Below are 12,476 nucleotides of genomic sequence, written 5' to 3' on the forward strand. Positions count from 1 at the left end.
GTTTATAACGGCGGCGAAATAAACTGGTAAACTAAACGCTATTTTGTTATAACAACATAGTTAATACTTATTTTTAAAGGGCTGCATATGTCTTGTCATTTACCTCATCGCCTGACTACGATACATCGCTCAGTATCAATGGCGCTGCTTTATTCAATCAGTTATGCCGCCCTTATATCTAACGCCCAAGCGGCTACCATGGGTAAGACTGTCATTACCTCAGCTCAGCATGAACCTTTATCAGCCAGTATTGTTGTTAATGACATTCAAACCCCTGATTTCTCCGCGAGTTTAGCTGACCCTACCCTTTATCAGCAAATGGGTTTGACTCCAACAGATTCAATGACGGTTCGTTTTCAGCCTACTTCAGCTACCAGTGGGCAGGTCTTTATTACGACCACAAAACCTGTCTCTAAACCTTTTGCCGATATAGTGCTAACCATTAATGATGGTGCGCAGCGTAGCGTTATCCCTAAAACATTGCTTATGCCGCTCGATGGCAGCTTGTCCATCAATCCTTCAAAAAATAGTGTGACAGCAGCAAGCAAACTTAATCTACCGACTGTTTCTCCTACTAACGCGCAACCATTAACAGTGAGAAAAGGCAATCCGCCTCCATTATTACCCGTCTCTAAGACTCCACCCACTCAATTGCTGGCTTCAAAGCCAAGAGCTATAGAAACCTCTGTCCCTAGCATTCAACTACCGAGCAGCCAAGCCTCGGCATCTCAAGTTAGTAATAGTCAGGCGCTTACAGCAACCAGTTTATCGCCAGTCAGAACGATGACGCAAAATAACGCAACGACTTCTCCTGTCAATCGTTTGAATAATCATACCGATATAAATAAAGCGCTTACAAACAAAAATGTAGCTATGCAGACAAACACCACGCCAAACCCAACTGGTGCTTTAGACAACCATAAAACTGCGCCAATGAATGAGCAAATATTTGATATTCTAAATGTAAAAATTACTCGTCAAATACAGCTTAAGAATAATAAAAACAACGATATTAGTAATAATGCCGTCATGGTCACTGCACCTACTACAGCCACGCCTTATAGCAATGTAGCAACCGATAAAAACAATACTGATAATATAATGACTACGACTACTCTTTTAAATAAAGCACCGTCTAGGGACGTTTCTTACAGTAATGCTTCCACAAACCAAATCGCATCAAAACCTAATATCCTGACAACTGAGCCTTCTATAAAAACGGTCTCTTTAGGCTTAGTAAATACCGCAGCGAATAATGATAATAACTCCAAGATTACCTATACGGTACAACGCAACGATAACTTATGGGTTATTGCCCAGCAAATCGCAGAAAAAAACAATCTTGACGTTCAAACCGTGATGAGTGAGATTCAAGCGCAAAATCCGAAAGCTTTTATTAATAAAAACGCCGATCAACTAAAAGCTGATGCCGAGTTAAGCCTACCTAATTATGATGTGATGCCAACACAGAAGAAGTTGCAAGAAGCCATTAGTACTCAAAAACAGTATTATAGCCAAGCAAATACACCTACTACCAAAAAATCTGCTGCGCTAAAACCTGCCCCTAAAGCAGCAAATGAGAAACCCATAACCAAGAAAACGCAGATATTACCAGCCGCCCAGTTTTCCGTGCTCGCTCCTGGTTATGACGGTAGCGCCGATGGCACTAAAACTAAAAAAGGTGTGACGACGGGCAATGGGCTTAGTACAGATGTGTTAGATATTCTTAAATCTTCTAGAAAAAGTACCGCAGACCAAGCGCAGCGTTTATCAAAGGCCAACAGTACGCTTGGCAGCTATACTAAAAAACTGCAATTACAAAACCAAAAACTGGCGGAGCTACAAGCTCGTCTCGAAAAATTACGCAATCAATAATTACCTAGCCGATCAGTGCCGTATGCTGCAACCATGATCGTAGGTATAGGAGTAACTATGGACAATATGCTATATATTATCGCTGGATTGGTATGTATTGTACTAATAGCAGTCTTGGTAATGCGCAAGAACAAAGCGCAAAAACCACCAGCACAGCAAAGTATCAAAGCAGATAAAGCAGATAAATCTGCAACTTTACCGAAACATACTGCCGTTAAAGGTACTAATACTCAAGCTAATGTCAATAGTGATAAGCGATTTGATCATATTGAGATAGCACAGCGTTTTATGGAGCAACAGCGCTATGATAAAGCCATTGAAACTCTCAATCGTGGTCTCGCTGAAAAGCCAAATGATAGCCAGCTAACTCTAAAGCTTCTAGCAGTATACGCAACAATAGACGAGTCTGATAACTTTAATAAAGTCTATGATTCCATTAAAACGCATGGTGATGCCAAAAGCATCGCTCAGGCTGATGACTTAAAAGCATTGCTGACGGAAGAACAAAACCAAGCGGCTGAACGTGCCTTACCTGCTGATAACAATCTAGATACTGGCTTTGAAAGTATCGATTTTGATTTGCCGGCGAAAAAAATCGAAAATACCGATCCAATTATTGATCCTAGTCTTAATGAACAAGCAGCTAATCGTCAAGAATATAAAAACGATTTAACCGCTAGCTCAGACAGCGCATTAGCAAATTCTAATGATTTTGATAATAATACGCAAGATTTTGCCCTCAGTTTAGATGACTTAGAACAAGATATTGATGAGCCAGCTGCTACTAGTGCCGCACCTGTCATTGAGCTAGATATTGCCGATGAGGAAAGCTTATCAACATCGACGGTCAGCGGCGCAAATGACAACAATAGCGATAGTGAGCTGGATTTTGACTTCGACTTAGCAGAACAGGATAATACTGCGTCGGAAACTAATACTTCTTTGTCTAAAAATGATTTAAACAACGCTGATGATGAAATAACATTAAATCATGAAGATTTTGTCTTAGACTTAGCAGACTTAGAGCTTGATACAAGCGAAGCTAATGTGAATCTTAATAATGAGTCTATGACAGACGTCAGCTCATTAGAAGATGATTTTGCTTTATCTCTTGATATTTTAGATGATAATAACGACACACCAGTTGAAGTACAATCATCATCAGATGAAACTTCTGCTGTTATTGATGATAGCTTGAATGATTTTGATGAATTTGACAACTTTGTTCTTGAAGACCATCCATCAGAGAATAACCGTGTTTTGGAAAGCAATGGCATCGACGAGATTAGTTTCGAAGATGTGGATACGACAGACAATCAAACAAATGAGACAATAGCTTCTAGTAACGCGCCAACTACTGACAGGTTCGATGACAATACTTTAATCGATGATGATTTTGACTTCGACTCTTTAGCAAGCGCTCCAACAGCGACGACACCGGTCGAGGTTAAAAACGATTATGATGTCAGTAGTGATGTCAATAGCACTGATATGCTAGATAACGCTACTATTGAGACTGAAGTTGAAGCCACAGAGGACTTTTCATCACGTTTTGCGGCGGACTTTGATTTTGTTAAAACCTTAGATAGCAATCAAGTCACCTTAGACTTAGCCAGTCAATACGTACAATTGGGTGAATATGATAGCGCCAAACGTTTACTGACTGAGGTCATTAACCAAGGTAATAGCGAGCAGCAGAGCCAAGCGCAAGCACTACTAGATCGCACTGCATAAAAAGTAGCGTTTTCTTCTATCAGCAAGTATTCTATTAATGTAAGAGTACTTGCTGATTTTTTTTGCAGTTAGCTTTTCTACTATTTAACGTGCTAAATTACTCGTATTATCATTACTTTCTCCACCACTCCTTGATTGTAACCATACTATGCCCTCTTCCGCTATGAAAAGAACACTCTCCACACCTACTCAACTCATTTACGCTGGCGGCACTTTTGGCAGTTATGGACGTCCATTAACGCCATTATCAGCAGACGTTTTTTTGCCGACGTTGCAACAACTATTGGCTGAACACAGTGCAGCTACGCACCTAGCGCCCGTATCTTGGCTAGAAAACGGTCTAATTAAAGACAGTAGCCAACTTACTCCTAACGATTTTATTCATTTTTATCGGCTGCTACTATCGGCTTATGCACAAGGCCATAAACGCTTTGTCTTAATTACTGGTACAGATACCTTGAGTTATTTAGGGGCTTTTTTGGCTGAAGCTTTTGCGGGCAGCGATGTTTGCGTTGTCGTCACGGGTAGCATGCGCCCCTTACTCGATAGTGAGGTGCTGGATGCTTATACGATTGACGCCCATAGCGACGCTTGGGACAACCTCACTGACGCATTAAAACTGGCGGCAGCTGGTGAGTCAGGCGTGAGAATTAGCTTTGGTGGCGAATCATGGCCTGCGCAAACCGTGCAAAAAATTCATAGTCATGATTTTATGGCGTTTACCGGTCACTCACGAGCGGCATATCCGGCCAATAGTTATATCAAAAACTTACCAGATACCCGCCGCCAGCATTGGCTAGATGATCAGCAAGCACTGGTCAGCACTGTCAAAGCTCGGGCGGAGCAAGCACACGTTCACGCTTTATATTGTTTGCCAAATGATATGGACGTTTTAAACAATCAGCTACGCGCCTTATTATCACAGCCGCCTTGTGGCATTATTTTATTAGGTTTTGGCTCTGGTAATGTACCTTACTCGCCAGCTTTAGCAGAAATATTGCAACTGGTTTATGAAAAAGGTCACATGGTGATATGTGCCAGTCAATGCCCGTTTGGCGGCGTTAGTGACACTTATGCGGCGGGCAGTTGGCAATACGATTATCATGTCATTGCCGGCGGACGCTTAACCATTCCCGCAATTTATGCGCGCTTGCTATGGCTATTGCTGCGTTATGATACTCCGGCCAGACGGCGTCAACGTTGGTTAAATAATGTCAATCAGGCCAGTACTACTATCAAGAAGCGCTAAATAACTATTCACTGTTTATCACTCTATAAGCTTTAACATGACAATACCTGAGATCGAAAACATCAAAAATGACAACATTAAAACTCAAACCGCAACTGAAAACCAAGCAACTTATACCTTAGCCATTGCCATCGAGTTTTTAGGTACAAATTATCATGGTTGGCAACGACAACGAGAAGTACTTGGCGTCCAAGAAGCGTTAGAAACCGCTATCAGTAAGGTCGCCAATGAGCCAGTAGAAGTAGTGGCAGCGGGGCGTACGGATTCAAGCGTCCATGCCAGCAACATGATTGCGCATTTTGTCACTCATGCTTATCGCCCTACCCATAACTGGCTACGCGGCATCAATAGCTTATTACCCGATGATATTGCTCTGCGCTGGATACAACCGATGCCCGGTGACTTTCATGCGCGCTTTGGTGCTATTGCCCGCCGTTATCGCTATATCACCCTCAATCAAGCCCAGCGCCCTGCTATCTTAAATCATCAAGTGACTCACATTTATGAGCCGCTAGATTTGGCCGCGATGCAATTAGCGGCGGCTGATATTGCCGGTACTCATGATTTTAGTAGCTACCGCGCTGCCGCTTGCCAGTCCAATCAGCCTATTCGCCATGTCAGTCACGCCAGACTATTTGCGCATGGGCAGTTTATCGTTTTTGATATCCAAGCAGATGGATTTTTACATCATATGGTGCGCAATCTGATGGGCACCCTCTACGCTATCGGCCGACATGAGTTGCCGCCAGCCGCCTTTTTAGATATTTTAGCCAAAAAAGACCGTAGCATTGCTCCGCCGACCGCTTCTGGTGACGGCCTGTATTTTATCAATGCCTACTATCCTGAACGCTTTCAACAGTTATTGCCACACGCGCCTTTGACGCCTGTTTGGCTTAACCTGCCTGATTAAATAATGAGCGAACATCGTTAATACAAACAGACATACATATCACTTACAAGCTGTCAAGTAAAAATCAGGTTCTGTATTGCTTTAATCCGCTAACTTGCGTATAATATGGTCTTATTTTTAATTGATTGATAGATAAAAAATTATGGCAAAAGACGATATTATTGAATTTGAAGGCGAAGTCATCGACACCCTTCCAAATACGTTATTTAAAGTTCGCCTAGAAAACGGACACGAAATCATTGCGCACATTTCAGGTAAGATGCGTAAACACTATATCCGCATTTTAACTGGCGATAAAGTTAAGGTTGAGATGACGCCTTACGACCTATCAAAAGGTCGCATTACTTACCGTGGTAAAAACTAAATTTTTATTACCTAAAGTGGTTATAACTGCATTGATGTAAATGCTTGAGTGGTTTAACTGATAATAATAATGATATTGCTAACCTACTCATTATTACCTAGCGAATTTTAGTGTTCTAATATCAGTTTTTTGCTTTTACCATAAAAAATACCGCTATTGTAGCGGTATTTTTTTGTCTTCATTTTAAGGAGTAGGCTTCAAAGTCTAATTATTCTATACATAACAACTTCTTATTTAAACTCGACCGTGGCACCATCTTGAATCACACCTAACAGAGCTAAAGCATCCCAGTTGGTCAGGCGGATACAGCCAGCTGATGCTTGACGGCTAATACGCGCAGGATCTGGCGAGCCATGAATACCATAAGAAGGCTTACTCAGCCCTATCCATACCAGACCGACCGGATTGTTTGGGCCTGGCGGAATGATAGACTTACTGCCATCGTCTCCCGTGTAGGTGTAATTAGGCTCATGTACTTTTACTTCTACCGTATGCGTACCGGTTGGTGATGGCGTTGCAGTACTACCTACCGTGGTCGGATAACTGGCAATTAAGTTATTTTTATCGTCATAAGCATATAACGTTTTGGTTGCTTTATCAGCAACGACACGGCTCACAGGCTTGGTATTAGGATTTCCCGGGTTATAAACAGTAATGGTTTCGCCGGCGCTAAATTTAGCATTAGGATTGAGCGCTTTAAGATATTTTTCGCTCATATGGAACTTTTCTGCTAAGCCTTCCGTCACGCTTTCATAATACATGCCATCGAGCTTGGCTTTGGCTTCTGCGCCAGCGGGAATAGTGGTGGTTTTGATATTGACGTCTGCTTCGCTCAGCTGATAACGAACCAATACTGGCTGTGTCGTTAGTTTTTCATTTTTAGTCAATGCTTGCCAAGTCTCGTTATTTAAATTATCAGTTACCGTCAAGCCATTGGCTTTTTGAAACGCTTGCATGGCTTTGATGGTGTTCTTACCCCAATAGCCATCGACAGAGCCTACGCCATTTTGGTTCCAGTTTAATAGAGCTTGCAGCTTGGTAGTAGTATCACGATCTCTCTTCATTCCTTGTTTCCAAGTAGCACTATTTACCTTTTGCGCCTGCACTGGCAGATTTTCAGTTGTATATTTAATCGTTGGTAAGTACTTATTTAATGACGTCGCTGCTTTACTATTACCGGTAAATTTTTGACTGACGCCGTTGGTTACTGGGCTAACATCTTTAATATTGTCAGTTTTAGTATGGTCAGTGGCAGCAAAGCTTGGACTCATCACCAAAGCCGCCGATAAACCCAATGCTCTTAATGCGCTAGTAATTTTCGTTAATTGATACATGTAAAACTCCTAGAATTATTATTGATGTTATTTTTATTAGAATTTAATGAGAAATTGACTATCAAGACCCTTTGTTTATAAATATTTTATTTAGGGCTTAATGGTTTTTAAATTATTACGATATCAGACAAAAATAGTGCAGATAAACAATAACTACTTTAATGAGCTATTTATAGTGACAGATTGGTGTGTGAGGATATAACAGCTTTATGTTAATTAAACCTATGTCCTGCGGTAGCTGTGTTAAAAAAAGACTTTTTTTGCGACTATCTGGGTAAGTCTGTTACGGTGCATAAATGAGCCATATAGACATAAAAAAACCCATAACTTGCTTAGTAAATTATGGGTATATCGTTCTTATGATTTAGAAATAACTAGGATGTAGAAATATCAGCTTCTATTAAAGCGGTATTCATTAGGCCAATTTCGCCAAAACCGCCTGCCCCATCTCTTTACAGCCTACTTGTTTAAGCACCGTCTCACTACGATCGAGAATATCAATGGTACGTAAGCCATCGTCAAGCACTTCACTGACCGCTTGCTCAATCGCTTGCGCGGCAGCTTCTTGTTTAAAGGTATACCGCAGCATCATCGCCACCGATAAAATGGTCGCCAATGGATTGGCTTTATCTTGACCGGCGATATCAGGCGCTGAACCGTGGCAAGGCTCATACATCCCTTTGCCCGCCTCATCTAGACTCGCCGATGGTAGCATGCCGATAGAGCCGGTCAGCATCGCCGCTTCATCAGATAAAATATCACCAAACATGTTGCCCGTGACCATGACATCAAACTGCTTAGGGTCTTTGATCAGCTGCATACAAGCATTGTCCGCATACATATGCGATAACGCTACGTCATTATAATCCGCTTGCTGCATCTCAATCATCGTCTGTTTCCACAGCTCGGTGACTTCTAAAACATTGGCTTTATCGATTGAGCAAACCTTGGCGGGCGTACCGGCTGCTTGTGCGCGGGTTTTTGCCAACTCAAAAGCAACTCTACCGATACGTTGAATTTCACTGGTGCTATAAACCATGGTGTTATAGCCTTGCTGCTCGCCATTTTCTAGGGTACGAATACCGCGCGGCTCGCCAAAATAAATACCGCCAGTCAATTCACGAACGATTAACAAGTCCAAACCTGAGATAATTTCAGGCTTGATGCTTGAAGCATTAGCAAGCTGCGGATAAAGTTTTGCCACGCGCAGATTGGCAAACAAACCAAGCTCGCTACGAATTTTCAGCAGACCACGTTCAGGACGTTTGCTACGTTCGATACCATCCCATTTAGGACCACCAACCGCACCCAATAACACGGCATCCGCTACGCGCGCCCGTTGGAGCGTTTCTTCTGGTAGCGGTTCACCCGTTGCATCAACCGCCACACCGCCAATTAATCCAGATTCTAGGGTCAAACCTAAAGCGAACTTATCATTGACAGCATTTAGCACATCAATAGCTTGAGTCATGATTTCAGGGCCGATGCCATCGCCTGCTAATGTTAAAATCGTTGCCATACTAATCCTTGTGGGTAAATGGGGAAGTAAGTTGTTGTTTATGGTATTGCTATTTATGGTATTGCTAGCAGGCTTAGATAGCCTGTTAAAAAACGACTTCTTGGGCAATGAGCTGCGCAAGAAGTCAGGGTCTATCGTCGATAGTTAGTACCGTTTTCTATTCAATTTTATCTAGCCTGCTTTGGTTTTCACTTTATTTTTCGCTGCTGATGGCGTTTGAGCAGGCGCAGCTTTAACCACACGCGTTTCCACAAACTCTCCTTGGTGCTCAGCCCCCATCTCTTTACAAAAACGGCGCTTTACGCTGTTGCCTTGATAAAGATCGACACATAATGGCTCTGGAGAAGCCGTTTCTAACAAGCTACCTGAATTTGCGCCAGATTTTTTTTGGTAAGCACGCAGCTGATACGTACCTTCTTCCATAAAGTCGTGAATCATCGCAAAACGCTCGACGTAGCCCAAATTATTTTCTGGATAAAAATTAATCTGCACTTCGCGCTTCGCAGGTGTGACTCGCGCATAATAATTGGTAAGCCCAGGCATAGCAGACGCGGATAAGGGGACAATTTTAATGGCGTTTTTATGGCTCAGCGGCGTCATATCCATCGCAATGGGCGCGGAGACCTGCTTATTGCCCGCCCGACTTTTGCCATTTGCCTCTTGTGTCTTGACTAGCATAGCGGGATTGATCGGCTCATGAGTCTCACTGCTTATAATGCGTGTCTGATCAATGCGCGCTATTTCACAATGATACGTTCCCACGCAGGCGATATTTACTTCACCAGTGATGGGTTTTATTTTGCCTGTCCACGCTTTGGCATTCTCTGCCGAGTCTATCTGTTGATAACCCGTCAACAATTGACAGCCAGATAATAATAAGCTTGCGGCAAGAGCCGTGCCTGTCCATACAGCAAAACGTGTTTTATTCATAATGGCGTCTACTATTTATAAGGAAGAAAATACAATAAGGTAAAAAATAGATTGCCATTCATTTTAGCCACTTAATGCCCATAACTCAACGCTGTATTAGCGCTGAGCTCTTTTTTATGTCGATTAAAATGTTCATATGAAGCGTTTTTATCAAAGACTAAGCTCTAACCTCATTGAATATCCAAGGTGTTTTTCGCATCATCTTATGCTCATATTCTTTGATAGCATCGCTTTGCTGCAAAGTCAGTCCGATATCATCAAGACCATTGAGCAAACAATGCTTACGAAACTCATCGACCTCAAAAGCGTACTCTTCTCCGGTTGGGGTGATGACCACTTGGCGCTCAAGATCGGCGGTTAATTCATAGCCTTCATTGGCAAGCGTCGCTTTCATCAAAGTATCGACGATGGCTTCGTCTAAAACGATTGGGAGCATGCCGTTTTTAAAGCAGTTATTATAAAAAATATCGGCAAAGCTTGGTGCAATAATCGTACGAAAGCCATACTCCGACAGTGCCCAAGGCGCATGCTCACGGCTCGAGCCACAGCCAAAGTTTCTACGTGCCAGCAATATGGTAGCGCCCTGATAGCGCGGCTTGTTCAGGACAAAATCTGGGTTAATCACACGAGTGCTACTGTCTTGACCCGGATAACCTTCGTCAAGATAACGCCAGTCGTCAAATAAATTGACGCCAAAACCGGTACGCTTAATGGATTTTAAAAACTGCTTGGCAATAATTTGATCGGTATCGACGTTTGCGCGATCGAGCGGACAAACGATACCCGTTTGAGTGTTATAAGCTTGCATAAGTTTTCCTATCAAATATATTTATTATTGATAAATAAAGCACAAAATCAAAAGTTAAAACGTACGCACATCGACAAAGTGACCGGCCAATGCTGCTGCTGCTGCCATTGCTGGGCTGACCAAATGCGTACGACCACCATTGCCCTGACGACCTTCAAAGTTACGGTTGGAGGTTGAGGCGCAATGCTCCCCTGGCTCTAGCTTATCGGCATTCATTGCCAAACACATCGAACAACCCGGCTCGCGCCATTCAAATCCAGCATCCGTGAACAAAGCATCCAAACCTTCTGCTTCTGCCTGCAATTTCACTTGCCCAGAACCTGCTACCACGATCGCTTCTTTAATATTATCGGCAACTTTCCGGCCTTTAATCACCGCTGCGGCATCACGTAAATCCTCGATACGTGAGTTGGTGCATGAGCCAATAAAAATACGATCAAGCTGGATATCGGTAATTTTTTGCCCAGCGTCTAAACCCATATAGGTATAAGCGCGTAACCAACCTTCTTCTTGCGCTGCATCAACCGCCTGATCAGGCGTTGGTACTGATTGAGTAATATCCACAACCATTTCAGGTGAGGTGCCCCAAGAAACCTGCGGCGCAATCTCGCTACCATCAATCTCAATCACGCTATCAAATACCGCATTAGCATCTGAATACAGGGTGCGCCAATAAGCTTCCGCTTGCTCCCACTGCTCCTCGGTTGGCGCATAAGGACGACCTTTGACATACTCAATCGTCGTATCATCGACAGCAACCATGCCGACGCGTGCACCCGCTTCAATCGCCATATTACAGACGGTCATTCGACCTTCCATGCTCATGTCTTCAAATACTTGCCCTGCAAACTCAATGGCGTATCCTGTCCCGCCTGCGGTGCCAATTTTGGCAATGATAGCAAGTACCACATCTTTTGAGGTCACGCCAGCGCCAAGCTTACCAGTGACTCGGATTTGCATGTTTTTTGATTTCTTTTGAATCAAACACTGAGTGGCTAGTACATGCTCAACTTCTGAAGTTCCGATACCATGCGCTAAGCAGCCAAGAGCGCCATGGGTAGCGGTATGCGAATCACCGCAAACCACCGTCATACCAGGCAAGACCAAGCCTTGCTCAGGACCGACTACGTGCAAGATACCTTGACGCGCATCATTAATGGTAAATTCAGCAATATCAAACTTGCTACAGTTTTCATCCAAGGTCAGCACTTGCAGGCGCGATACTTTGTCTTTAATACCAGACACACCCTCTAAGCGCTCTTTGGTCACTGTTGGCACGTTGTGGTCGGGGCTTGCGATATTAGCCGACAGACGCCACGGCTCCCGATTGGCAAGCTCTAAACCTTCAAAGGCTTGCGGACTTGTCACTTCGTGCAGCAAATGGCGGTCGATATAAATTAGGCTCGAACCATCATCACGCTTGGTGACTTCGTGAGCATTCCAAAGTTTGTCATATAACGTTTGACCGGCCATGTTGCTATCCTTTTATTTACTAATGACTAAATGGCTTATTACTTTATTAATGAAAGTATGACTTAATCTATTTGCTGGCGCATTTTAAGTTGCTGTTTACATCTAATATTTAATTAACCAGAGATTTTATAAAAGCAAATATTTTATAATAATGACTATTTATGATGCTAAACGCCTGGTAAAACAAGTAATACGCCGTCAAAAATGCGCTGAACAGAATAAATATGTCACAATACGTCTTGATGTCTTGTGATTATAGCAGGCTAATCCTATAATAATA

Annotated in this window: 10 protein-coding genes; 5 read left to right on the top strand and 5 right to left on the bottom strand. The window is 42.9% G+C overall.

What is annotated here, in order from left to right; genetic code table 11:
* Positions 1-87 precede the first annotated feature (87 nt).
* The 5 genes from JMX70_RS09180 to infA all read left to right on the top strand — a co-directional run bounded on the left by JMX70_RS09180 (position 88) and on the right by infA (position 6,132).
* On the top strand, positions 88-1,875 hold the full coding sequence (locus JMX70_RS09180; RefSeq protein WP_201591465.1) for a type IV pilus assembly protein FimV: 1,788 nt from the start codon (positions 88-90) through the stop codon (positions 1,873-1,875).
* 57 nt (positions 1,876-1,932) lie between these two features.
* Complete coding sequence (locus JMX70_RS09185) at positions 1,933-3,609, top strand: FimV/HubP family polar landmark protein (RefSeq protein ID WP_201591467.1); 1,677 nt, start codon at positions 1,933-1,935, stop codon at positions 3,607-3,609.
* A 163-nt stretch (positions 3,610-3,772) separates the two neighbouring features.
* The gene (locus JMX70_RS09190; protein WP_201591469.1) at positions 3,773-4,858 is read left to right on the top strand and encodes an asparaginase; all 1,086 of its coding nucleotides are present in this window, start codon (positions 3,773-3,775) and stop codon (positions 4,856-4,858) included.
* Positions 4,859-4,895: 37 nt separating this feature from the next.
* Positions 4,896-5,768: a tRNA pseudouridine(38-40) synthase TruA gene (gene truA, locus JMX70_RS09195; protein WP_227671223.1), complete on the top strand. Its 873-nt coding sequence runs from the start codon at positions 4,896-4,898 to the stop codon at positions 5,766-5,768.
* Positions 5,769-5,910: 142 nt separating this feature from the next.
* Complete coding sequence (gene infA / locus JMX70_RS09200; protein ID WP_021814850.1) at positions 5,911-6,132, top strand: translation initiation factor IF-1; 222 nt, start codon at positions 5,911-5,913, stop codon at positions 6,130-6,132.
* A gap of 230 nt (positions 6,133-6,362) precedes the next feature.
* Here infA and JMX70_RS09205 read toward each other — a convergent pair whose 3' ends face one another.
* The 5 genes from JMX70_RS09205 to leuC all read right to left on the bottom strand — a co-directional run bounded on the left by JMX70_RS09205 (position 6,363) and on the right by leuC (position 12,196).
* On the bottom strand, positions 6,363-7,466 hold the full coding sequence (locus JMX70_RS09205) for a L,D-transpeptidase family protein (RefSeq protein ID WP_201591471.1): 1,104 nt from the start codon (positions 7,464-7,466) through the stop codon (positions 6,363-6,365).
* A 415-nt stretch (positions 7,467-7,881) separates the two neighbouring features.
* The gene (leuB, locus tag JMX70_RS09210) at positions 7,882-8,985 is read right to left on the bottom strand and encodes a 3-isopropylmalate dehydrogenase (RefSeq protein WP_201591473.1); all 1,104 of its coding nucleotides are present in this window, start codon (positions 8,983-8,985) and stop codon (positions 7,882-7,884) included.
* 171 nt (positions 8,986-9,156) lie between these two features.
* Positions 9,157-9,915, bottom strand: a complete 759-nt coding sequence (locus tag JMX70_RS09215) for a hypothetical protein (RefSeq protein WP_201591475.1) — start codon at positions 9,913-9,915, stop codon at positions 9,157-9,159.
* A 157-nt stretch (positions 9,916-10,072) separates the two neighbouring features.
* Entirely contained in the window at positions 10,073-10,723 is a 651-nt protein-coding gene (gene leuD / locus JMX70_RS09220; protein ID WP_201591477.1) for a 3-isopropylmalate dehydratase small subunit, read from the bottom strand.
* Between the two features lie 54 nt (positions 10,724-10,777).
* Entirely contained in the window at positions 10,778-12,196 is a 1,419-nt protein-coding gene (leuC, locus tag JMX70_RS09225; protein ID WP_201591479.1) for a 3-isopropylmalate dehydratase large subunit, read from the bottom strand.
* Positions 12,197-12,476 lie beyond the last annotated feature (280 nt).

This window comes from Psychrobacter pulmonis, assembly GCF_904846465.1.
GTDB classification, from domain to species: domain Bacteria; phylum Pseudomonadota; class Gammaproteobacteria; order Pseudomonadales; family Moraxellaceae; genus Psychrobacter; species Psychrobacter faecalis.

Coding starts and splice junctions, on each gene's coding strand:
- JMX70_RS09180 (WP_201591465.1), top strand. CDS start 88: ATGTCTTGTCATTTACCTCATCGCCTGACTACGATACATCGCTCAGTA.
- JMX70_RS09185 (WP_201591467.1), top strand. CDS start 1,933: ATGGACAATATGCTATATATTATCGCTGGATTGGTATGTATTGTACTA.
- JMX70_RS09190 (WP_201591469.1), top strand. CDS start 3,773: ATGAAAAGAACACTCTCCACACCTACTCAACTCATTTACGCTGGCGGC.
- truA (WP_227671223.1), top strand. CDS start 4,896: ATGACAATACCTGAGATCGAAAACATCAAAAATGACAACATTAAAACT.
- infA (WP_021814850.1), top strand. CDS start 5,911: ATGGCAAAAGACGATATTATTGAATTTGAAGGCGAAGTCATCGACACC.
- JMX70_RS09205 (WP_201591471.1), bottom strand. CDS start 7,466: ATGTATCAATTAACGAAAATTACTAGCGCATTAAGAGCATTGGGTTTA.
- leuB (WP_201591473.1), bottom strand. CDS start 8,985: ATGGCAACGATTTTAACATTAGCAGGCGATGGCATCGGCCCTGAAATC.
- JMX70_RS09215 (WP_201591475.1), bottom strand. CDS start 9,915: ATGAATAAAACACGTTTTGCTGTATGGACAGGCACGGCTCTTGCCGCA.
- leuD (WP_201591477.1), bottom strand. CDS start 10,723: ATGCAAGCTTATAACACTCAAACGGGTATCGTTTGTCCGCTCGATCGC.
- leuC (WP_201591479.1), bottom strand. CDS start 12,196: ATGGCCGGTCAAACGTTATATGACAAACTTTGGAATGCTCACGAAGTC.